Genomic DNA, 21,218 nt, shown 5'->3' with positions numbered 1-21,218 from the left:
TTGACTGCCGACAACCTGCCCAACACTCGATTGGAATCAGGAGTTGCGATGCGCCAAGGTCTGTTGTGCCTGTTGTTGGTCATGTTAACGATCGGGGCGAGCGCCTCCGCCGAAGAAACCACGGACCCGGGGCATTCGACGCCTTTGTCCCTGAGTGCCGGCAGCCAGATCAACGAATTGCAGCAGCGCCTCAAAGACAGCGAGCGCCAGCGTGAAGAGCTGACCCGGCAATTGCAGGGTGCCGACAGCGAGCGCGAAAGCGCCCAGCTGAGCCGCCTGCGCCAGGAGAATCAGCGCCTCAAGCTGCAACTGCGCGAAGTCCAGGCCAGTTCCGTGCCGCGCCTGCTGACCGATCAGCAACAGTGGTTCGTCACCGGCGCCGGGGTAGCGCTATTGGCCCTGCTCTGCGGTATCTTCGCCAGTGGTGGACATAGAAAGCGTCGACAATGGCTAAATTGAGTGATTCATGAGCGACCTGTTACTGATTGACGATGACCAGGAGCTCTGCGAGCTCCTGACCAGCTGGCTGGGCCAGGAGGGTTTTCAGGTACGGGCCTGCCACGATGGCCTGAGCGCCCGTCGCGCCCTGGCCGATCACGCCCCGGCGGCGGTGGTGCTGGACGTGATGCTGCCCGACGGCAGTGGCCTGGAACTGCTCAAGCAACTGCGCAGCGACCACCCGGACTTGCCGGTGCTGATGCTCTCGGCCCGCGGCGAGCCCCTGGACCGCATCCTCGGTCTGGAGCTGGGCGCCGACGACTACCTGGCCAAACCCTGCGACCCGCGTGAACTGACCGCCCGCCTGCGCGCTGTGCTGCGCCGCAGCCACCCGACCGCGGTGTCCAGCCAGATGGAGCTGGGCGACCTGTGTTTCAGCCCGGTGCGCGGCGTGGTCAGCATCGACGAACAGGACATCACCCTCACCGTTTCCGAAAGCCGCCTGCTGGAAGCCTTGCTCAAGCAACCGGGCGAACCGCTGGACAAGCAGGAACTGGCGCAGATCGCCCTGGGCCGCAAGCTGACCCTGTACGACCGCAGCCTTGACATGCACGTCAGCAACCTGCGCAAGAAGATCGGCCCGCACCCCGACGGCCGCCCGCGCATCGTCGCCCTGCGCAGCCGCGGCTACTACTACAGCCTCTGACTCTGAACAGATCCCTGGTCCTGCAGCCGCTGCCGCAGGCTGCGATAGGGCGCCGCCGTCCTGCATTCGCAAGATCCCCGCGAGCGTACCGGTCGTTCGCAGCCTCGCAGGCTCGGCAGCGGCTACAGGGGTTATGTCAGTTTCGCCAAAAAACGTCTTTACCCAAGCTTTACCCTTCGCTGACCGCCGCTGACCTTGCTCTGCGTAATCTGCACACATCCGGAACTGACCGGGAATGAGACAAGGAGATACACCATGCGCAAGACCCTGATCGCTCTGATGTTCGCCGCCGCCCTGCCGACCGTGGCCATGGCCATGCCGGAAGGCGCAGGCCCCATGGGGCCGATGGATGGCCCGCGCCACAGCGAACACATGCGGGGCAAAGGCCCTTACAGCCAGCTGGACCTGAGCCAAGAGCAGCGCCAGCAGATCCGCAAGCTGATGGGTGAGCAGATGCACGAGCGCAAGCAGCTGGTGCAGAAGTACCTGGAAAAACTGTCGCCGGCCGACCAGAAAGCCATGAAGGACGAGATCGCCGCCAAGCGCCAGAAAACCGAAGCCGACATCCGCGCCCTGCTCAAGCCGGAACAACAGAAAGAGTTTGACGCCATTCAGAAGAAACACGCCGAGCGCCGCGCCGAATGGGCCGAGTTCAAGGCCTGGAAAGCGCAACAGCCGCAAAAAGCGCAATAATACTTTAGCGCTTATCCCACAGCCCAGTGGCGCCCCCACTGGGCTTTCCTTGTTTGAGGACTTCCCGTGCGTTCATTGTTCTGGCGCATCCTCGCCAGCTTCTGGCTGGCCATCACCCTGGTTGCAGGGCTGTCGATTCTGCTTGGCCACATGCTGAACCAGGATGCCTGGATCCTCAGTCGCCATCCGGGCCTCAATACCCTGGCCGAAGAGTGGACGCGCACCTACGAAGAACAAGGCGAAGACGCCGCCCAGGAGATCCTGGAGCAGCGCAAGCACCAGTATCACGTCAACGTGCAAGTGCTCAACGACGCCGGCGACCCGGTGGTCCGCGGCACCTTCCCGCGCCGCGCGGCCGCCTTGGAGGCCCGCCAGAACAACGATGACCGGCGCCTGCCCTGGCGGCGCCTGACCGCCGAATACACCAGCCCGAAAACTGGCGAGACCTACCTGCTGATCTACCGCATCCCCCACCCGGAACTGGACGCCTGGCACCGCGACAGCCTGCTGTGGCCGCTGAGTGCCCTGACCATCGCGCTGGTGGTGCTGACCCTGTTCAGCCTGCTGGTGACCCTGTCCATCACTCGCCCCCTCAGCCGTTTACGCGGTGCGGTGCATGACCTGGGACAGGCCACCTACCAACAGAACAGCCTGGCTCGCCTGGCCGCCCGCCGCGACGAGTTCGGCGTGCTGGCCAAGGACTTCAACCGCATGGGCTCGCGCCTGCAAAGCCTGATCGGCAGCCAGCGCCAACTGCTGCGCGACGTCTCCCACGAGCTGCGCTCGCCGCTGGCGCGCCTGCGCATCGCCCTGGCGCTGGCCGAGCGGGCCACGGTCGAGGAGCGCGAGCGCCTGTGGCCGCGCCTGACCCGCGAGTGCGATCGCCTGGAAGCGCTGATCAGCGAAATCCTGGTGCTGGCCCGGGTCGATGCCGACAACGCCAGCGCCGAAGAGGTGGACCTCAACGCCCTGCTCGATAACCTGCAGAAGGATGCCCAACTGGCCTGCCCGGAACAGCCGGTGAACATCCAGGCCGAATCGCAACTCAGCCTCAAGGGCTGGCCGACCATGATCGAGCGGGCGGTGGACAATCTGCTGCGCAATGCCCAGCGCTTCAACCCGGCCGGACAGCCGATCGAAGTACAGGCATTGCGTCAGGGGGACAGGATCGTGCTCAGCGTCCGCGATCACGGCCCCGGTGTGGAGGCCGAACATTTGCGCCAGCTGGGGGAACCCTTCTACCGCGCCCCGGGCCAGACCGCGCCGGGTCACGGGCTGGGCCTGGCCATCGCCCGACGCGCCGCGGAACGCCATGGCGGCAGCCTGACCCTGGACAATCATCCGCAGGGTGGTTTTATCGCCAGCCTGGCGTTGCCGTTGGTGCCAGGCGTTAGCGCTCAGGCCTGAAAAGCATCGCGGGCAAGTCGGAGCGAGGCTTGCCCGCGATTGGCTATCCGCTACACCGCGACTCTAGGATCAGGCCTTGCCCGACCAGGCGCTGACGAACTCCGCCGTATCCACCTTGGGCGCGACCCGTGGCTCGTTCAGCGGCGTGCCCAGGTACAGGAAGGCGATGATCTCTTCACCTTCGCCCAGGCCAAGGCCCTTGGCGACATGGGGCGAATAGGACAGCTCGCCGGTACGCCACACCGCACCGATACCCTGGGCATAGGCCGCCAGCAGGATGCCGTGGGCGGCACAGCCGGCCGCCAGCCGTTGCTCCGACTTCGGCACCTTGACGTGTTCCTGCAGGCGAGCCACCACAACCACCACCAACGGCGCGCGCAATGGCATGGCACGGGCCTTGTCCAGGGCCGCCTGGGTCACTTCGCCCCCCTGCAATTGCACCGCCTCCACCAGCAGCTCGCCCAACTGTTCGCGGGCCGCGCCTTCCACCGTCAGAAAGCGCCACGGCCGCAACTGGCCATGATCCGGGGCGCGCAATGCCGCCGCGAACAGCGCTTCGCGTTGCGCCGCCGTCGGCGCCGGGTCCACCAGACGCGGTACGGAAACACGGTTGAGCAATGCGTCGAGAGCCTCCATCGGCCACCTCCTGAAAAAAATGTCCGGCCATTCTACCGGGAAGTGCCTTCCGGGTGCCGGTTTACATGCTCTGCGCCGCAGGTAGAATGGCGCCCTCCTTATCAGCCCCGAGCGGACCTCATGGCTTTGCCGACCCTACGGATCATTGGTTTCATCATCGGCATTTTCCTGATCACCCTGGCCATCGCCATGGTCATTCCGATGGCGACGCTGGTGCTGTTCGAACGCACCGGCGACCTGCCGTCGTTCCTCTGGGCCAGCATGATCACCTTCGTCGCCGGCCTGGCCCTGGTGATACCGGGGCGCCCGGAACATGTGCACCTGCGTCCGCGGGACATGTACCTGCTGACAGTGTCCAGCTGGGTGGTGGTGTGCATCTTCGCCGCCCTGCCGTTTTTGCTGACCCAGCACATCAGCTACACCGACTCGTTCTTTGAAAGCATGTCCGGCATCACCGCCACCGGCGCCACCGTGCTCAGCGGCCTGGACAACATGTCGCCGGGCATCCTGATGTGGCGCTCCCTGCTGCACTGGCTCGGCGGCATTGGCTTCATCGGCATGGCAGTGGCGATCCTACCGCTGCTGCGCATCGGTGGCATGCGCCTGTTCCAGACCGAATCCTCGGACCGCTCGGAAAAGGTCATGCCGCGTTCGCACATGGTGGCGCGGCTGATCGTGGCGGCGTATGTCGGCATCACCATTCTCGGCAGCCTGGCCTTCTGGTGGGCCGGGATGAGCCTGTTCGACGCGATCAACCATGCGATGTCGGCGATTTCCACCGGCGGCTTCTCCACGTCCGACAGCTCGCTGGCGCACTGGCCGCAACCGGCGGTGCACTGGGTGGCGGTGGTGGTGATGATCCTCGGCAGCCTGCCGTTCACCCTGTACGTCGCCACCCTGCGCGGCAACCGCCGGGCGCTGATCAAGGACCAGCAGGTCCAGGGCCTGCTCGGGATGCTGCTGGTGACCTGGCTGGTGCTCGGCACCTGGTACTGGTGGACCACCCAGCTGCATTGGCTGGAAGCCCTGCGTCACGTTGCGCTGAACGTCACCTCGGTGGTCACCACCACCGGTTTCGCCCTGGGCGACTACAGCCTGTGGGGCAACTTCTCGCTGATGCTGTTCTTTTACCTGGGCTTCGTCGGCGGCTGTTCCGGCTCGACCGCCGGCGGGATCAAGATCTTCCGCTTCCAGGTCGCCTATATCCTGCTCAAGGCCAACTTGAACCAGCTGATCCACCCGCGCGCGGTGATCAAGCAGAAGTACAACGGTCACCGTCTCGACGAGGAAATCGTCCGCTCGATCCTGACCTTCTCGTTCTTCTTCGCCATCACCATCTGCGTGATCGCCCTGGCGCTGTCGCTGCTGGGTGTGGACTGGATGACCGCCCTGACCGGTGCGGCCAGTACGGTGTCGGGGGTCGGCCCGGGCCTGGGCGAAACCATCGGCCCGGCCGGCAACTTCGCCACCCTGCCGGACGCCGCCAAGTGGATTCTGTCCCTGGGCATGCTGCTCGGGCGGTTGGAGATCATCACCGTATTCGTACTGTGTATTCCGGCATTCTGGCGTCACTGACAGCGGCCCCGGACTCCTGCAATCGCGCCCGGTATTCGCCGGGCGTGGCATCGAACCAGCGGCGGAAAGCGCGGAAAAAATTGCTCGGGTCGGCAAACCCCAACAGATAAGCAATCTCCAGCAGGGTCATGCTCGGCTGCGCCAGGTACTGCTCGGCCAGTTCACGCCGGGTGTCGTCGAGCAGGGTCTGGAAGCTGGTGCCCTCCTCCTGCAGACGCCGTTGCAAGGTGCGCTGGGACAGGTGCAAGGTCTGGGCCACGGCTTCGCGCTTCGGCTCGCCCTGGGGCAACAACCGGCACAGCGCCTGGCGCGCCTTATGCGTCACCCGGCTTTCGGAGAAGCGCGCCAGGTACTCACCGGCAAAGCGGTCATGCAGCCGCGCCATGGCTTCATTGGCGGTCGGCAACGGCGCCTCCATATCGGCCCGCTCGAAAATCAATCCATCGTAAGGCGCGTTGAACACCAGCGGCGCATGAAACGCCTGCTTGTAGGGCTCCAGATCGACCGGCACTACCCCCTGCATCAGGACCTGGCGCGGCTGCAGCGTACGCCCGGTCAGCCAGCCACACAGCGCCAGCGCACAGGCCAGCGAAGCCTCGGCACTTTGCCGGGTCGGCGGTAGATGATCGCCGTGCACCGTCAGAATCAGCGCATAACCTTCAGGTAAAAGTCGGAAACTCAGATCAGCGCTTTCCGCGATGATCCGCTGATAGCGCACCAAACGCTGGAAACCCTCGGCCAGGGTACGACTGGACATCAGGGCATACCCGGCCACGTTGAAGGAGGCCGGTCGCACCACCTTGCCCATGTTCAGGCCGATCGCCGGGTTGCCGGACTGCTCCACCGCACGCTGCCAGAGACGCGTCATCGAGTCCTGGGGGAAGCGTGCGTCCGGGTCGTCCAGCGCGGCATAGTCGAGCCCGATCTGCTTGAACAATGCACGGCAATCCAGGCCGTCCATCTCCAGAGCTTTGACAATTCCCATCGCCCAGCTTGCAGAAGTCGTTCGTTCGCTCATGGTGGGTTCTTTTACATGATGAGCCGCATGCCACGGCCGATTTCCCAAGGATACTAAAGTGGCGCCTATTGTCACTGGCCCCAGCCATTGATGACTCTAGACTCAAATAAGCTCCCCGCAGAGCGTCCCGCTGGCAGAACAACAACCACAGAGATCGCAGTCGTGGATAACATCAAGCAATTCAATAGCTTCGCCGAGTTCTATCCGTATTACCTGAGCGAACACAGCAACAGCACCTGCCGCCGCCTGCACTTCGTGGGCACGACCCTGGTGATCTTCATCCTCGCCTTCGCCATCGGCAAAGGCGCCTGGCTATTGCTGCTGGCCCTGCCGGTGGCCGGCTACAGCTTCGCCTGGGTCGGTCATTTCTTCTTCGAGAAGAACCGCCCGGCCACCTTCCAGCATCCGCTCTACAGCCTTCTGGGCGATTTCGTCATGTACCGCGACATGCTGACCGGCAAGGTGCCGTTCTAGGCCTGGCCGGACAGCAAGCCGTCCTGCACAGCCAGTGCAGGATTGGATCCAAGGCATAGACTCCCATCGTTGCGCAGAAAACAACAAGAGGATGGCCGATGAACGCTCACGCCCGTTTCACCCACATGAAGGATGGCACCCAGGAAGACTGGGCGATCATCGCCGCGGATTTCAGTGCCTACGCCAAGCAGTTGCCGGCGCGCATCGTGGCGCACCTGAAGTTGCTCGAGGGCGATTTTGGCGGCTTCCCGGTGGACCGCCTGACCCACTCGCTGCAAACCGCCAGCCGGGCCTGGCATGACGGCCGCGACGAGGAATACGTGGTCTGTGCCCTGCTCCACGACATCGGCGACACCCTGGGTTCCTACAATCACCCGGACATCGCCGCGGCGATCCTCAAGCCCTTCGTCAGCCCCGAGAACCTGTGGATGGTGGAGAAGCACGGGATCTTCCAGGGCTACTACTTCTTCCATCACCTGGGCATGGACCGGCACCTGCGCGAACAATTCAAGGACCACCCGCTGTATCTGCAGACCGCCGAGTTCTGTGCCAAGTACGACGCCGCGGCGTTCGATCCAGGCTACGACAGCCTGCCCCTGAGCTTTTTCGAACCCATGCTCGAACGCCTGTTCGCCCAGCCGAAAAACTCGATCTACAAGGCGGCCATAAAGGAACACGCACCGGCCTGAGGACAGCAGAGCGGCCATCGCGAGCTTGCTCGCGATACTATTCAGGCCAGCTCCGCGACCTTGGCCTGTTCGGCCTTGCGCTGCGCCTCCCGCGCCTGGGCGTCGGCCAGGCGATACAGTTCGATGGTGCCGTCCCAGTGCTCGATCAGGGCGGTGCACGACTCGACCCAATCCCCGCAGTTGAGGTAGTCCACCTCGCCGACCTTGCGGATCTCGGCATGGTGAATGTGCCCGCACACCACGCCGTGCAACTCGCGCTTCACGCATTCGTGAGCGATGGCTTCCTCGAAGTCGCTGATAAAGCTGACCGCGGTCTTGACCTTGTGCTTGAGGTAGGCCGACAACGACCAGTAACCGTAGCCGTAACGCGCCCGCCAGTGATTCAGCCAGCGATTGAGGGTCAGGGTGAACTCGTAGGCCGAGTCGCCGAGAAAGGCCAACCAGCGATGGTAGCGGGTGATGACATCGAACTGGTCGCCATGGATCACCAGCAGGTGCCGGCCGTCGGCGGTGACGTGCACCGCCTCGTCCACCAACTGGATATTGCCCAGGATCAGCTTCGAATAACGGCGCAGGAATTCGTCGTGGTTGCCGGTGACATAGATCACCTCGGTGCCGCGCTTGCTCATGGTCAGCAGGCGGCGGATGACGTTGGTGTGTGCCTGGGGCCAGTACATGCCGCCGCGCAGCTTCCAGCCGTCGATGATGTCGCCGACCAGGTAGATCCGGTCGGCGTGATAGCCCTTGAGGAACTGCGACAGATACTCCGCCTGGCAGTCCCGGGTGCCCAGATGCACATCGGAAATCCACAGGGTGCGCACGCGTTGTTTACGGCTGGGTCTGGCGAGTTCGGCACTGGTCATGGGCACGCTCCTGCATTTTCTGCGAGCTTGCGCCCCAGCGATTAATCGCCTGTGACAGAAATACGGCAGTCCGATGACAACGCTGAAGCCCGGGCCGCCGGTGTAGACTGCCGTTCTGCCAAGGAGACTGCGATGAGACCGATCCTCACGCTACGCCAATACAGCCACGACCTGATCGTCCACAGCCACGAACACGCGCAACTGGTGTTCGGCCTGTCGGGCCAGCTCGACTTCGAGGTCGACGGCCAGGGCAGTCAGGTGGTCCAGCAGAGCTTCGTGGTGGTGCCTTCCGGCGCCCATCATGCCTGCGGCAGCCCCAACGGCAGTCGCTGCCTGGTGCTCGACGTGCCCGACGAACATTGGCTGCTGCAGTCGCTGGGCGATCACGCCGATGCCAGTCGCCGCCTGCTCGACAACCCTGGGCGCCTGCCCCTGGATACGGCGCAGAGCCAGCTGGTCAACTGGCTCGCCGGCAGCCCGGTCAACGACCCGCTGATTGCCCAGCAAGGCGCCGTGCTGTTACTGGCCAGCCTCAACCAGGCCAGCTCCGCCAGCGTCGGCGGCCGACGCCTGCCCTATGCCGCCTTGAATGCCCATATCGATAAACACGCCGCCCATCCGCTGCAAGTGGCCGACCTGGCGCAAATCGCCGGACTGTCCAGCGCTCGCCTGCATGCGCGGTTTGTCGCCGAATGCGGGCAGACGCCGATGGACTACATCCGCAGCCGGCGCCTGCACATGGCCGCCGGGCTGTTGCGCGATTCGGCACTGCCCATCGGCGAAATCGCCAGCCGCGTCGGCTACAGCTCCCAGAGCGCCTTCGCCGCCGCGGTGCTGCGCGAGTTCGGCGTCTCCCCCGGCAAGCTGCGGCGCGCGATGGGCCAGCGCTAGACTGTCGACAAAAAACGCGAGGATCGCGACAGACCGGGTCCTGCCCAGGCTTTTAGACTGGCACCGCTCCGCTCAACCGTTTTGAAGGATTGAAATGACTCCGCGTACTGCCCTTGGCGCCCTGCATATCGGCGCATTGATGTTCGGCCTCACCGGTGTATTCGGCAAACTCGCCGCCGCTTCGCCGGCCATCATCGTCTTTGGTCGCGCGGCGTTCGCGGTGCTCGCCCTGGCGTTCTTCGCCCGCTGCGCCAGCAGCATCCGCTGGCAACGGCTGCAGGCCACGGACTGGTGGCGCCTGTTGCTCAGCGGCCTGCTGCTGGCCGGGCACTGGGTGAGTTTCTTCATCGCGGTGAAAGTCGCCGGCGTGGCCATCGCCACCCTGGGCTTCGCCAGCTTCCCGGCCTTCACGGTGATCCTCGAGGGGCTGATCTTTCGTGAGCGGATCCGCCTCAACGAGATCGTCCTGGTGGCCCTGGTCAGCGTCGGCCTGGTGCTGGTCACGCCGGACTTCGACCTCGCCAGCGAAGCCACCAGCGGGCTGCTCTGGGCCGTGGGATCGGGTCTGCTGTTCGCCCTGCTGTCACTGAACAATCGCGCCAGTTCCGCGCGCATCCCGGCGGTGCAGGCGGCACTATGCCAGAACGTGGTGGTTGCCTTGTGCTTGCTGCCGGTGGCGGCCCCAGGGCTGAGCGAGGTCCGGGCCCTCGACTGGTTGTGGATCAGCTTGCTCGGCATCTTCTGCACCGGCCTGGCCCACAGCCTGTTCGTCGCCAGCCTCGCGGTGATCAAGGCCCGCACTGCGGCGGTGGTGTTCGCCCTGGAGCCGGTCTACGGGATTACCGTGGCCTGGCTGCTGTTCAACGAGACGCCGACGCTACGGATGCTGATCGGTGGCGTCTTGATCATCCTCGCCATCGTGGTCTCCAGCAGCCTGTCCGGCTCAAGCAAAAAAGCGCCAGTGGCAGAAGTCGCGTCTCACTGAGTGCGGTCGTTGTGGCCGAGGTCGCGCTGCGGATCGATCTGGTCGCGCACCCGCTGCTTGAGTACCTTGGCTTCGGGAAAACCGCCATCGGCCTTGCGTTCCCAGATCTGTACGCCGTCGCAGGTAATGCGGAACGTGCCGCCGGTGGCCGGCTCCAGGGACACCTTGCCCAGGTCGTCGCTGAAGGTGCTCAGCAGTTCCTGGGCCAGCCAGGCGGCGCGCAGCAGCCACTGGCACTGGGTGCAATAGGTGATGACCACTTCGGGTTTACGTTCTGACATGGTGCTGCCGACTCCTGGGCTCAAGGGCGTCGTTATAATAGCCGCCTTTATCGCTCGCCCCGAGATCCATGATGCGTCGTTTGCTGTCCTGCCTGCTCCTGTGTTTGCTCCCCGTGTTCCTGCACGCCGCCGAAGCGCCACGGCCGAAGATCGGCCTGGTGTTGTCCGGCGGCGCCGCCCGTGGCCTGGCGCATATCGGCGTGCTCAAGGCCCTGGAGGAGCAAGGCGTGAAGATCGATGCAATTGCCGGCACCAGCATGGGCGCGGTGATCGGCGGGCTGTACGCCTCGGGCTACAAGATCGACGAGCTGGAAAAACTGGCCCTGAGCATCGACTGGCAACAGGCGCTGTCCGACGCGCCACCCCGGGAAGACATACCGTTTCGTCGCAAGCAGGATGACCGCGACTTCCTGGTAAAACAGAAACTCAGCTTCCGCGACGACGGTAGCCTCGGCCTGCCGCTGGGGGTCATCCAGGGCCAGAACCTGGCGCTGCTGCTGGAAAGCATGCTGGCCCATGCCAGCGATACCCGGGACTTCGACAAGCTGCCGATCCCCTTCCGCGCGGTCGCCACCGACATCGCCAGCGGCGAGAAAGTAGTGTTCCGCAAGGGCCACCTGCCCCGGGTGATCCGCGCCAGCATGTCGATCCCGGCGGTGTTCGCTCCGGTGGAAATGGATGGCCGGCTACTGGTGGACGGTGGCATGACCGACAACATTCCGCTGGATGTGGCCCGCGACATGGGCGTGGACATCGCCATCGTGGTCGACATCGGCACCCCGTTGCGCTCGCGCCAGCAGTTGGCGACCGTGGTCGATGTGCTGAACCAGTCGATCACCCTGATGACCCGGCGCAACTCCGAGGAACAACTGGCGACCCTGCACAAGAATGACGTGCTGATCCAGCCGCCCCTGGCCAGTTTCGGGGTCACCGACTTCGGCCGCGCCCAGGAAATGATCGACGCCGGCTACCGCGCCACCCGCATCCTCGACCCCCGCCTGGCGCCGCTGCGCCGGGCCGAACCGATGGATGCCGAACTCAGCGCCGCGCGCACGCCGAGCCAGCGCACCCCGATCATCACCGCGATCCGGGTGGAAAACGATTCGAAGGTCAGCGACGACGTGATCCGTTACTACATCCGCCAGCACATCGGCGAGCCTCTGGACCTGGGCCGGCTGCAGACCGACATGGGCACGCTGTATGGCCTGGACTACTTCGAGCAGGTGCAATACCGCGTGGTCCACAAGGGCAATGACCACACCCTGGTGATCAACGCCCGGGGCAAACGCAGCGGCACCGACTACCTGCGCCTGGGGCTGAACCTGTCCGACGACATGCGCGGCGACAGCGCCTTCAACCTGGGCGCCAGCTACCGGGTCAACGGCATCAACAGCCTCGGCGCCGAATGGCTGACCCGGGTGCAGATCGGTGATCAGCAGGAGCTCTACAGCGAGTTCTATCAACCATTGGATGTCGGCTCGCGCTACTTCATCGCGCCTTACATCGGCATCGAGTCGCAGAACATCGAAGCCGTGCTGGATAACGACCCGATCGCCGAATACCGCCTGGAGCGCTACGGTTTCGGCCTCAATATCGGGCGCCAGATCGGTAACAGCGGCGAGATTCGCTTCGGTGTCGGCGAGGCCTGGGGCAAGGCCGATGTCCGCGTCGGCGACCAGGACCTGCCCAGCGAAAGCTTCAACGAGGGCTACTACGAACTGCGCTACTCGTTCGACTCCCTGGACAATGTCTACTTCCCCCATGAGGGCGAGGACATCGGCCTGTCGCTGCGCCAGTTCGAACCCAGCCTGGGCTCGGACAAGCGCTACCGGCAGTGGGAGTTCAAGCTGGACAAGGCCCTGAGCAGCGGCCCGAACACCTTTATCCTCGGCGGTCGGTATGGCCGGACCCTGGATGAGGCCGAAGTGGTGACCTCAAGCTTCGTGCTCGGCGGTGCCCGCCAGCTGTCGGGCTTCCGCCAGGATGCGCTCTCGGGCCAGAACATCAGCCTGATGCGGGGCGTCTACTACCGGCGGCTGACACCCCGCTCCTACCTGCCCCTGGACTTCCCGCTGTATATCGGCGGTTCCCTGGAGCGAGGGCGGGCCTGGAACAACGACAACGAGTTCGACAGTGGCTACATCAACGCCGCCAGCATCTTCCTTGGTTTCGACACGCCGCTGGGGCCGCTGAATTTCAGTTACGGCATCAACGACGACAACCAGAAAGCGGTCTACCTCAACTTGGGCCAGACGTTCTGAGGCTTGGTGTCCGACTCGGCTTCGGCCTTGCTGCCGGCGCCCGGTTCGTCTGGCTCCTCCAGGCGCCAGACGATCGAATCGGCATTGAATGGCGCCGGTGCTGCGGTAGGAGACGCCGGAGCGCTGGAGGGCTCGGAAGGTGCGATCAGGTCCCAGTCGACATCGATCAACGGCTCGCGATCAGCCAACCGATCTCCTGCCACGGGCTGTACCGGAGCAACAGGGGGCGTTGATCTGAACGACTCCTGGGCTGCCACCGTCGTCACAGCACTGGCCAGCGTTCGTGTGGGCCGACTCTCGGGGGCCGTCTGTGCCTCCGGTACGGCGGCGGACTGACGACGGCGACGCACGACCAACACCACCAGCCAGGCCGTCAACAGCAAAGCAGCAAGCATCAGCCAGGGATTCGAGCCCTCATCAGTCTCCGGGGCCTGTTCGGCTGGCAGGGGTGGGCTGGCGGCGGTGGGTGTCGCGGCCCCGGGCGCCGGGGCAGGATGATCGGCAGGCTTGCTCCGGGCTTCGGCCAACTGACGTTGCAACTCCACCAGCTGTTGCTGCTGGCGCGCCAGTTGTTCGTCCCGCTGCTGCAATGTGTTGCGCAACTCTTGGGCCTGGTCCTGCAATTGCTGGTTGGCCTGCTGGGCTTGCGCCAATTGTCCGGCCGCGGGATCGCTCGCCTTGGCCGTCGCGGGTGGCGCCTGGGTGGCGATCGCCGGTTCGGGTTTTGCTACCCCCCTGACCGGGGCCGGCACTATCTCGGGGCTGCCCGGGGGATCGATCAGCAGCGTGTATTCGCGCAACTGCCGGCCATTGGCCTGGTTCACCTGCAGCAGGAAATCCAGGAACGGTTCGTTCACCGGCTTGCTCGACACCACCCGGATTACCCTGCGCTCGCCCTGCAAAACCTGGGTAAAACGCAAATCTTCGAGAAACGGCAAGCGCTCGATACCGGCCTGTTTGAACTCGCCGGCCGTCGCCAGGCTGACCGACAACTCGCCCTCCTCCAGGCCTTGCGCCTGCACCAGGGCGATCTCCGCCTCCAGCGGCTGGTTCAGCGCCGAATGCACGGTGATTTCACCCAGGCCCACCGCCGAGGCCAGGGACGAATACAAGGCCGCCAGCACCGGCAGAAGGAACAAGGAACGATTCTTCGCCACCCAGGACGACCCGACGAAACCGCGCAGAGCGGCCAGCAGACTCTGGAACATGAGCACCCTTTTTGAGGACCGAAAGCGACCACAGCGGCGATACGCTGGCTGCGCATGCCGCTGTGGACCTGGTATTTCTTATAGTCCGCCGGCGTCGGTAGCTCAAAAATCCGCGACGCTAGTTATGCCTCAAGACTTTTCCAGATTGGCCAGGATATGCGCATGAACCCGCATGCATACCCGCATATCCTCTTCATCGACACCGACGAACAATTCACTGCGCAGGGCTGTGGCGATGGTTTCGATCTGTTCGATCAAGGGCAGCGCCGGGGCGCACAGAACGATCTTCTTCGCCCGGCGATCCTCGACCACCGACTGCCGTTGCACCAAACCCTGGGTTTCCAGGCTGTCAAGCAGCCGCGCCAGGGTCGGTCCTTCGACGCCGACACTCTGGGCAAGTTCACGCTGGGTCGGGGCTTCATCGAAACGGGCGAGGTGTAGCAGCACCAGCCAGCGGGCCTGGGACAGGCCAAGTCCGGCCAGACGGCGATCCAGTTCGGCGCGCCAGCCTCGGGACATCTGCGCCAACTGCATGCCAAAACGGTGTTGATCGGTTAACGGCATAAACAACTCATGAGTTAGTAGACTGAAAATTAAGAAAAACTAATTATTAGTCAGCTAAGCATGACAGTTGCCGAGTGGCAAGGTTTGGCATGAACTGAATCGTTACATCTTGCCGCCGTGGGACTCACATCTCGAATTCCGATTCCAGCGCCGCACGCACGCAATACAGCACACCTTCCGGCACGCGACCGGCAAACAGCTCGGCCACTTCGCTCACCGAGGGCAGCTCGCCTTCGCCGTCGAGAAAGGCGTCCTGGATCTCGCCGAGCAGGTCTTCCGGCAGATCCAGCGCCTGCTCCAGGGACAGCTGCTGCTTGCCCACGGCCTCGGCGAGCATTGTGTAAACGTTCTTTTCCGAGCACTGCAATTGCCCGGCGATCTGCAGTGGCGTCATGCCGGCGCGGGCCAGGGTAATCAGCTCGTGGCGGATGTCGGCCACCACTTTCGGCGCCTCCACCTGGCCGCCCAACACTTCGAGGAATGCCTCGCCATAACGCTCCAGCTTGCGCGCGCCGACACCGCTGACCCGGGCCATTTCCGCCAGGGAGCCGGGCTGGCTGCGGAGCATTTCCAGCAGGGTGGAATCGGGGAAAATGACATAGGGCGGCACGCCATGTTCTTCCGCCAGCTTGCGCCGCAAGGCGCGCAAGGCTTCCCACTGTTCGCGCTCTTCGCCACGTACCAGTTGGCTGGCCTGGCTGGTGCTGCTCTTGGCGGCGGTCTGCGGCTTTATGTCGCGGCGCAGCTCCAGGCTCACCTCGCCCTTAAGCAGCGGCCGGCAGCTGTCGCTCAGACGCAGGCCGCCGTAGCCTTCCAGATCGATGTCGGCCAGGCCGCGGGCCACCAGTTGGCGGAACAGCGAGCGCCATTCGCCTTCGCTGCGCGCCTTGCCCACGCCGAACACGGAAAGATGCTGATGGCCGAAGCTGCGGACCTTTTCCGTGTCCTTGCCCAGCAGCACGTCCACCAGGTGGCCGACACCATACCGCTGGCCAGTGCGATAGATCGCCGACAGCGCCTGGCGCGCCGGCTCGGTGGCATCCCAGGTCTGCACGCCGTCGACGCAGTTGTCGCAATGGCCGCATGGCTGTGGCATGTCTTCGTCGAAATAGGCCAGCAGGGTCTGGCGCCGGCAGCGGGTTTCCTCGCACAGCGCCAGCATGGCATCGAGCTTGTGCTGCTCCAGGCGTTTGTGGCGTTCGTCGCCCTCGGAATTCTGCAACATCTGCTTGAGCATCAGCACGTCCTGCAGGCCGTAGGCCATCCAGGCATCGGCAGGCAGGCCGTCACGCCCGGCACGCCCGGTTTCCTGGTAATAGGCCTCAAGGGACTTGGGCAGGTCCAGGTGCGCCACGAAGCGCACGTTGGGTTTGTCGATGCCCATGCCGAAAGCGATGGTCGCGACCATGATCAGCCCTTCCTCGTTGAGGAAACGCTTCTGGTGATAGGCCCGCAGCTCGCTGGGCAACCCGGCGTGATACGGCAGCGCCGGAAAGCCCTGCTCGCAGAGGAAGGCGGCAACCTCGTCGACCTTCTTGCGCGACAGGCAATAGACGATGCCGGCGTCGCTGCGTCGTTCGCTGAGGAACGCCAGCAGCTGCTTGCGCGGCTGCTCCTTGGGAACGATGCGATAGAAGATGTTCGGACGGTCGAAACTGGAGAGGAAACGCTCGGCATCCTGCAGGTGCAGGCGATTGACGATTTCCTCGCGGGTGCGCTTGTCGGCGGTGGCGGTCAGGGCGATGCGCGGCACCTGGGGGAACATTTCCGCCAGCTGGCCCAGTTGCAGGTACTCCGGACGGAAATCATGCCCCCATTGGGACACGCAATGCGCCTCGTCGATGGCGAACAGGGCGATGTCGAGGTTCTGCAGGAACGCCAGCATCCGCGGCTGCACCAGGCGCTCCGGCGCCAGGTACAGCATCTTCACCTCGCCCCGCCGGATGCGCGCGGCCAGGTCGCGCTGCTGTTCGGCGCTCAGGGTGGAGTTCAGCGCCGCCGCGGCGACCCCGAGTTCCTCCAGGGTCGCGACCTGATCGTCCATCAGCGCGATCAATGGCGAGACCACCACCGCCAGGCCTTCGCGCAGCAGGGCCGGGACCTGGAAGCACAATGACTTACCGCCGCCGGTAGGCATCAGTACCAGGGCGTCGCCGCCACTGGCCACACGCTCAATGATCGCACCTTGGCGGCCACGGAAACTGTCGTAGCCGAAGATGTCCTTGAGGACGCGTTGAGCCTGTTCGAGCATGAAAAACTCCAAAAATCGCTGAAATCCCTGTGCGCAGGCTGGCCGAAAAGGCCACGGTTTTCACTGACAAATCCGTTAGCGGACTTTTCCTGGACCGTCACGACGCCTGCCGGGCATCACAAAACGCGCAAGTATACCCGAGCACTTGCCGGCGAAGGGTGCCGACAATGGACCGCCGGTAACCTTCAGGCTCTGCATGAAAAGTGGCTGCGCGCTGGGCGCCTTCGGCGCTACGCAGGCCATGCTGCGTTAAAAACAGGCTCGGAATGCTCATTTAGGAACCTAAAGTCGGATGCGATCCCAGCCGTTCCTCGCCTGTTTGCTCTATCGACCTTCGCTCGCCGACTTTTCCTGCAAACCCTGGAAGCGTGCAAATCTGCGCTGCGGCTGGCCTGGGCGCTCAAGAAGGCCTAGAATTCAGCATCGTTTATTCCCAAGGTAGCCCTTCAATGTCCTTCGCTGAGCAATTAACCCGCCTGCAAGCCTTCCTCGACGCCGATGAGCTGCATGACGAGGCGCTGGACTATGTGGCCGCCCACGGCTACCTGACTGCGCTGTCCATCTGTTCCGAAAGCGTGCCCGATCGTGAGTGGATCGACGCCCTGTTCGCCGAGGAGCCGCACTACAGCGACGCCGCCCAGCGCGAAGAGATCGAATCCACCCTGATTGCCCTCAAGGCCCACATCGCCCGCCAACTGGCTTCCGACGAAGAGTTCGAGCTGCCGTGCGACCTCGACCTCGGCGACGAGCCGGACGACTCCGACCTGCGCGGCTGGTGCATCGGTTTCATGGAAGGTGTGTTCCTGCGCGAAGCAGCCTGGTTCGAAACCGCCGAGGAAGAAGTCAGCGAGATGCTCCTGCCGATCATGGTCGGCTCCGGTCTGTTCGACGAACAACCCGAGTTCTCCGACATCGCCAGCGATGCCAACCTGATGGACGACATGATCGTGCAGATCCCGGAAGCCCTGACCGCGCTGTACTTGCTGTGCAACGCGCCGGACGAAAAACCGGCCATTCTCAAGCCCCGTCACCACTGAGTCACCGCCTATGGCCAAGCCCATAGGCAACCGCCCCCTGATCCTGCGTTACGTTCTGCTGGCCATCGGCTGGCTGAGCGTAGTGCTGGGGGTGACCGGCATTTTCCTCCCGGTATTGCCCACTACCCCCTTCCTGCTGCTGGCCGCCGCCTGCTTTGCCCGCAGTTCGCCGCGCTTCTATCGGTGGCTGGTGGAACATCCGCGGCTCGGCCCGTGGATCCGCGATTACCTGGACGGCCACGGCATTCCGCTCAAGGGCAAGGTCTACGCCATCGGCCTGATGTGGCTGAGCATCGGCCTGTCCTGCTACCTGGTGCCCCTACCCTGGGCCCGCGGCTTCATGCTGACCAGCGCGGTGCTGGTGACGATCTACATCCTGCGCCAGAAGACCCTGCACAAGCCTTGAACCCGGCCCTGCGCATCGCCTTCCTCCGTTCGTGGCAACCCGACCAGTTGCCCATGCTCGCAAAAAATACCGCCTAGACTTCAGAAACCTGCATTCGAGCAGCCCGCCATGCCCGCACGTTCGCGTCGCCCCGAGTGGACACTGCTCCGGTTTCGGCTGGCCGGCTGGTCGCTGTTGCTGGTCTGTTTGTGGACCGACCCGGGCAATGTGCGGGCGAACTGGGAATTCGTTTCTGCCCTGAGCACCTTCGAGTACCGTCATCAGGTCCTGGGCCCGGCCCGGGAACGTCTCGAGGCCTGGAACCAGTTATTGCGGGACCTGACCGGGCGACCGGAATACGAACAACTGAATGCCATCAACCGCTTCTTCAACCAGCAATTGAGCTTCAAGGAGGACCAGCGCACCTGGCAGCAGAGCGACTATTGGGCCACGCCGATCGAGGCCCTGCTCAAGGGCGCCGGGGATTGCGAGGACTATGCACTGGCCAAGTATTTCAGCCTGCGCAGCCTGGGGGTCTCCAGCGACAAACTGCGCCTCACTTACGTCAAGGCCAGGCGCGGCAACCGACCGCACATGGTCCTGGCCTATTACCCCAGCCCCGGCGCCGGACCGCTGATACTGGACAACCTCAGCAGCGACATTCGTTCCGCCGCCCAACGCCAGGATCCGAACCCGGTATACGCCTTCAATGCCGAGGGGCTGTACCTGCCCGGAGTGGCTGGCGACACGCGCAGCATCGACCCGAAAAAACTCTCGCGCTGGCAGGACGTACTGAAAAAGATGCGGGACGAGGGCTTCACGGTGGGTAATGGCTGATCCGACAAGGAGTGCCGAATGTCGCTACTCAAGCAACTGTTCATCGCCATCTGCCTGTTCCTGCTGGTGGCCTTCAGCGGCAGTTTTTTTGTCAGCCTGGAAAGCTCCCGCGAGCAGATGCTCAACCAGCTGCGCTCCCACGCCCAGGATGCGGCCACCGCCCTGGGCCTGTCCCTGACCAGCCAGGTCGACGACCCGGCGATGATGGAACTGATGGTCAGTTCGATCTTCGACAGCGGCTACTACAACAGCATCCGGGTGGTGAACATCGAAGACGAAAGCATTCTGGTGGAGCGTTCGGTGCCTGCCAGGATCGAGGGCGTACCCCAGTGGTTCGTCAGGCTGGTGAGCCTGCGCCCGCAGGGTGGCGACGCCCTGGTCATGCGTGGCTGGGAACAGGTGGCGCGGGTGGAAGTGCTGAGCAACCCGCAGTTCGCCCTGGCCAGGCTCTGGGACAGCAGCGTCGGCAGCCTGCTCTGGCTGCTGGTGTGCGGCTTGCTCAGCGCGGTATTCGGCGGCTGGCTGCTGCGGCGCCAGTTGCGGCCGCTGGACGCCATGGTCAAGCAGGCCGAAGCCATCAGTCATCGCGAGTTCCTCAGCCTGCCGACGGTGCCGCGCACACCCGAGCTCAAGCGGGTGGTCCTGGCCATGAACCAGATGGTGGAAAAACTCAAAGCCCTGTTCGCCGAAGAGGCCGCGCGCAGCGAGAAACTTCGGGCCGAGTCCTATCAGGACAGCCTGACCGGCCTGGCCAACCGGCGCCTGCTGGACGAACAGCTCGGCGATCAGTTGCTGCTCAACGAGCAGAGTGGCGATGGTTATCTGCTGATGCTGCGGGTCAATGACCTCAGTGGCCTGAACCAGCGCCTGGGTGGCCAGCGCACCGACGCCCTGATCAAGAGCATCGGCGACCTGCTCAAGCGCATCAGCGCCCAGGCCGACCGCCGCCACTGGCTGGCGGCGCGCAATCGCGGCGGCGAATTCAGCCTGCTGACACCGGGCCTGGACAGCCGCGGCGCCGAGCGCCTGGCCATGGAAATCAGCGCCACCCTGGAGAACCTGCGCCTGACCGGGGCCAGCGACTGCACACCGGTGGCGCACCTGGGCATAGTCGCCTACCGGCCCGGCGACCCGCTGAGCGGCGTATGGTTGCGCCTGGACCAGGCGCTGGCGCACGCCCAGCAGCACCCCGAGCGTCCCTGGGCATTGCTGCAGGCGTTCGCCGCCGGCCCCAGCCAGCCGCAGCATGACTGGCGCGCCTGGATCGACGATGCCCTGAGCAACGGCAAGTTGAAGTTGTATTTCCAGCCGGTGGTGCAGTGCGCCGACACCAGCGAGGTGCTGCATCACAAAGTGCTGGCGCGCTTGCTCGACCCGCAGGGCGAAGCCATTGCCGCCGGGCATTTCCTGCCGTGGATCGAGCGCCTGGGCTGGTCGGCACGCTTCGACCTGGCCATGCTCGAACACACCCTGGATTATCTGCTCGAGCATGCCTGGCCACTGGCCCTGAGCCTGTCTGGCAGCACCCTGCGCGACCCCGACGCGCTGCGGCGGATCCTCGACCAGCTCAAGGCCCTGCCCGACCTGGCCAAGTTACTGACCCTGGAAATCGACGAACGCCAACTGCCCTCGGCCAGCGAGCTGCAGCAATTGAGCCAGCACCTGCGGGACAGCGGCTACCGGATCGGCTTGCAGCATTTCGGCGGCAACTTCAGCCAGATCGGCAACCTCGCCCACCTCGGCCTGGCCTACCTGAAAGTCGATGGCAGCTACATCCGCGACATCGACCGGCAAAGCGACAAACAGCTGTTCATCGAGGCGATATTTCGCGCCACCCACAGCATCGACCTGCCGCTGATCGCCGAACGGGTCGAAACCCAGGGCGAACTGGACACCCTCAAGGCCCTGGGCCTGTTCGGGGTCATGGGGCGGCTGATCGGCCCACCGGAACCGATGTAGCCCCTTCCCCCGCACAGCCCCGGCGCCGACCTCGGTCGAGGCTGGCGCCGGGCCCGCCGG

At 64.3% G+C, this 21,218-nt stretch carries 22 protein-coding genes; 15 read left to right on the top strand and 7 right to left on the bottom strand.

Features of this window, described 5'->3' with window-relative positions; genetic code table 11:
- Positions 1 to 48 precede the first annotated feature (48 nt).
- The 4 genes from PMI20_RS11160 (at position 49) to PMI20_RS11145 (ending at position 3,244) form a co-directional block, all read left to right on the top strand.
- Positions 49 to 459, top strand: a complete 411-nt coding sequence (locus PMI20_RS11160; protein WP_007930076.1) for an SH3 domain-containing protein — start codon at positions 49 to 51, stop codon at positions 457 to 459.
- A 7-nt stretch (positions 460 to 466) separates the two neighbouring features.
- Positions 467 to 1,144 (top strand): response regulator transcription factor, encoded by a 678-nt coding sequence (locus PMI20_RS11155; protein WP_007930075.1) that lies wholly within the window; start codon positions 467 to 469, stop codon positions 1,142 to 1,144.
- Between the two features lie 255 nt (positions 1,145 to 1,399).
- On the top strand, positions 1,400 to 1,837 hold the full coding sequence (locus PMI20_RS11150) for a Spy/CpxP family protein refolding chaperone (RefSeq protein WP_007930074.1): 438 nt from the start codon (positions 1,400 to 1,402) through the stop codon (positions 1,835 to 1,837).
- A 66-nt stretch (positions 1,838 to 1,903) separates the two neighbouring features.
- Positions 1,904 to 3,244 (top strand): sensor histidine kinase, encoded by a 1,341-nt coding sequence (locus tag PMI20_RS11145; protein WP_101337146.1) that lies wholly within the window; start codon positions 1,904 to 1,906, stop codon positions 3,242 to 3,244.
- 69 nt (positions 3,245 to 3,313) lie between these two features.
- Here PMI20_RS11145 and PMI20_RS11140 read toward each other — a convergent pair whose 3' ends face one another.
- A complete protein-coding gene (locus PMI20_RS11140; protein WP_007929740.1) occupies positions 3,314 to 3,880 on the bottom strand; it encodes a nitroreductase family protein in 567 nt (188 codons plus the stop codon).
- A 120-nt stretch (positions 3,881 to 4,000) separates the two neighbouring features.
- Here PMI20_RS11140 and PMI20_RS11135 point away from each other — a divergent pair, with 120 nt between their 5' ends.
- Entirely contained in the window at positions 4,001 to 5,455 is a 1,455-nt protein-coding gene (locus PMI20_RS11135) for a TrkH family potassium uptake protein (RefSeq protein WP_007929741.1), read from the top strand.
- On the opposite strand, the gene PMI20_RS11130 is transcribed toward PMI20_RS11135, so the two are convergent.
- Entirely contained in the window at positions 5,412 to 6,473 is a 1,062-nt protein-coding gene (locus PMI20_RS11130) for an AraC family transcriptional regulator (protein ID WP_081502466.1), read from the bottom strand. The two genes, PMI20_RS11135 and PMI20_RS11130, sit on opposite strands and share 44 nt — an antisense overlap.
- Positions 6,474 to 6,635: 162 nt before the next feature.
- On the opposite strand from PMI20_RS11130, the gene PMI20_RS11125 reads away from it, so the two are divergent.
- Positions 6,636 to 6,947, top strand: coding sequence for an Mpo1-like protein (locus PMI20_RS11125; protein WP_007929744.1), 312 nt, complete (start codon positions 6,636 to 6,638; stop codon positions 6,945 to 6,947).
- Between the two features lie 98 nt (positions 6,948 to 7,045).
- Positions 7,046 to 7,636, top strand: coding sequence for an HD domain-containing protein (locus tag PMI20_RS11120; protein ID WP_007929745.1), 591 nt, complete (start codon positions 7,046 to 7,048; stop codon positions 7,634 to 7,636).
- A gap of 41 nt (positions 7,637 to 7,677) precedes the next feature.
- Here PMI20_RS11120 and PMI20_RS11115 read toward each other — a convergent pair whose 3' ends face one another.
- A complete protein-coding gene (locus PMI20_RS11115) occupies positions 7,678 to 8,499 on the bottom strand; it encodes a UDP-2,3-diacylglucosamine diphosphatase (RefSeq protein WP_007929746.1) in 822 nt (273 codons plus the stop codon).
- A gap of 132 nt (positions 8,500 to 8,631) precedes the next feature.
- Here PMI20_RS11115 and PMI20_RS11110 point away from each other — a divergent pair, with 132 nt between their 5' ends.
- A complete protein-coding gene (locus PMI20_RS11110) occupies positions 8,632 to 9,390 on the top strand; it encodes a helix-turn-helix transcriptional regulator (protein ID WP_007929747.1) in 759 nt (252 codons plus the stop codon).
- 94 nt (positions 9,391 to 9,484) lie between these two features.
- Positions 9,485 to 10,375 (top strand): DMT family transporter, encoded by an 891-nt coding sequence (locus tag PMI20_RS11105; RefSeq protein ID WP_007929748.1) that lies wholly within the window; start codon positions 9,485 to 9,487, stop codon positions 10,373 to 10,375.
- Here PMI20_RS11105 and PMI20_RS11100 read toward each other — a convergent pair.
- Positions 10,369 to 10,656, bottom strand: a complete 288-nt coding sequence (locus PMI20_RS11100) for an Rdx family protein (protein ID WP_007929749.1) — start codon at positions 10,654 to 10,656, stop codon at positions 10,369 to 10,371. The genes PMI20_RS11105 and PMI20_RS11100 overlap by 7 nt on opposite strands.
- Positions 10,657 to 10,727: 71 nt before the next feature.
- On the opposite strand from PMI20_RS11100, the gene PMI20_RS11095 reads away from it, so the two are divergent.
- On the top strand, positions 10,728 to 12,917 hold the full coding sequence (locus PMI20_RS11095; protein ID WP_007929750.1) for a patatin-like phospholipase family protein: 2,190 nt from the start codon (positions 10,728 to 10,730) through the stop codon (positions 12,915 to 12,917).
- Here PMI20_RS11095 and PMI20_RS11090 read toward each other — a convergent pair.
- The 3 genes from PMI20_RS11090 to recQ all read right to left on the bottom strand — a co-directional run bounded on the left by PMI20_RS11090 (position 12,890) and on the right by recQ (position 16,940).
- The gene (locus PMI20_RS11090; RefSeq protein ID WP_007929751.1) at positions 12,890 to 14,125 is read right to left on the bottom strand and encodes a type IV pilus assembly protein FimV; all 1,236 of its coding nucleotides are present in this window, start codon (positions 14,123 to 14,125) and stop codon (positions 12,890 to 12,892) included. The genes PMI20_RS11095 and PMI20_RS11090 overlap by 28 nt on opposite strands.
- A 129-nt stretch (positions 14,126 to 14,254) precedes the next feature.
- Positions 14,255 to 14,689: a MarR family transcriptional regulator gene (locus PMI20_RS11085; RefSeq protein ID WP_007929752.1), complete on the bottom strand. Its 435-nt coding sequence runs from the start codon at positions 14,687 to 14,689 to the stop codon at positions 14,255 to 14,257.
- A gap of 124 nt (positions 14,690 to 14,813) precedes the next feature.
- Positions 14,814 to 16,940, bottom strand: a complete 2,127-nt coding sequence (gene recQ, locus PMI20_RS11080; protein ID WP_007929753.1) for a DNA helicase RecQ — start codon at positions 16,938 to 16,940, stop codon at positions 14,814 to 14,816.
- On the opposite strand from recQ, the gene PMI20_RS11075 reads away from it, so the two are divergent.
- The 5 genes from PMI20_RS11075 to lapD all read left to right on the top strand — a co-directional run bounded on the left by PMI20_RS11075 (position 16,923) and on the right by lapD (position 21,158).
- A complete protein-coding gene (locus PMI20_RS11075) occupies positions 16,923 to 17,354 on the top strand; it encodes a hypothetical protein (RefSeq protein WP_157173175.1) in 432 nt (143 codons plus the stop codon). The two genes, recQ and PMI20_RS11075, sit on opposite strands and share 18 nt — an antisense overlap.
- A 35-nt stretch (positions 17,355 to 17,389) precedes the next feature.
- On the top strand, positions 17,390 to 17,977 hold the full coding sequence (locus tag PMI20_RS11070) for a UPF0149 family protein (RefSeq protein WP_007929756.1): 588 nt from the start codon (positions 17,390 to 17,392) through the stop codon (positions 17,975 to 17,977).
- A gap of 10 nt (positions 17,978 to 17,987) precedes the next feature.
- On the top strand, positions 17,988 to 18,383 hold the full coding sequence (locus PMI20_RS11065) for a YbaN family protein (protein WP_007929758.1): 396 nt from the start codon (positions 17,988 to 17,990) through the stop codon (positions 18,381 to 18,383).
- A 108-nt stretch (positions 18,384 to 18,491) separates the two neighbouring features.
- Positions 18,492 to 19,199 carry a transglutaminase-like cysteine peptidase gene (locus tag PMI20_RS11060; RefSeq protein WP_007929760.1) on the top strand — a complete coding sequence of 236 codons (708 nt, stop codon included), beginning with the start codon at positions 18,492 to 18,494 and terminating at the stop codon, positions 19,197 to 19,199.
- A gap of 18 nt (positions 19,200 to 19,217) precedes the next feature.
- Positions 19,218 to 21,158 (top strand): cyclic di-GMP receptor LapD, encoded by a 1,941-nt coding sequence (lapD, locus tag PMI20_RS11055; protein WP_284172517.1) that lies wholly within the window; start codon positions 19,218 to 19,220, stop codon positions 21,156 to 21,158.
- Positions 21,159 to 21,218 lie beyond the last annotated feature (60 nt).

This window comes from Pseudomonas sp. GM17 (assembly GCF_000282175.2).
GTDB lineage: Bacteria > Pseudomonadota > Gammaproteobacteria > Pseudomonadales > Pseudomonadaceae > Aquipseudomonas > Aquipseudomonas chlororaphis.
Note: the sequence above shows the minus strand (reverse complement) of the source record. Positions and strands in the feature narration are given on the sequence as shown.